This is a genomic window from Microseira wollei NIES-4236 (assembly GCF_020521235.1).
Lineage (GTDB): Bacteria > Cyanobacteriota > Cyanobacteriia > Cyanobacteriales > Aerosakkonemataceae > Microseira > Microseira wollei.
The window spans coordinates 1-415 of record NZ_BLAY01000581.1 but is presented as its reverse complement, the minus strand read 5'-3'; the positions used below and the strand labels follow the sequence as shown (position 1 = coordinate 415).

General features: G+C 48.7%; 1 protein-coding gene. It reads right to left on the bottom strand.

Features of this window, described 5'->3' with window-relative positions; translation table 11 throughout:
- Positions 1 to 37 precede the first annotated feature (37 nt).
- The coding region (locus MiSe_RS49920) for a hypothetical protein (protein WP_226595055.1) at positions 38 to 415 on the bottom strand (378 nt) is incomplete at its 5' end.

Below are 415 nucleotides of genomic sequence, written 5' to 3'. Positions count from 1 at the left end.
AAAAAACCTCACAGAGTTGTTGCGTAGGGACAGGGCATCAGAGATATCTCGGACAAACAGATAACGTTAATCGTGCCGTGTCCCGACTGCCAATTATGGGTAATCGACCGAACTTGATATGAATAATTGGTCGGGGCACGGCAAGGGAGGAATTTATTGCTGGCAACCAACCTGACTGATGCCGTGCCCCTACTTTGATATCGAATCGGGAATGGATATGAATAATTGGTCGGGGCACGGCAAGGGAGGAATTTATTGCTGGCAACCAACCTGACTGATGCCGTGCCCCTACTTTGATATCGAATCGGGAATGGATATGAATAATTGGTCGGGGCACGGCAAGGGAGGAATTTATTGCTGGCAACCAACCTGACTGATGCCGTGCCCCTACTTTGATATCGAATCGGGAATGGAT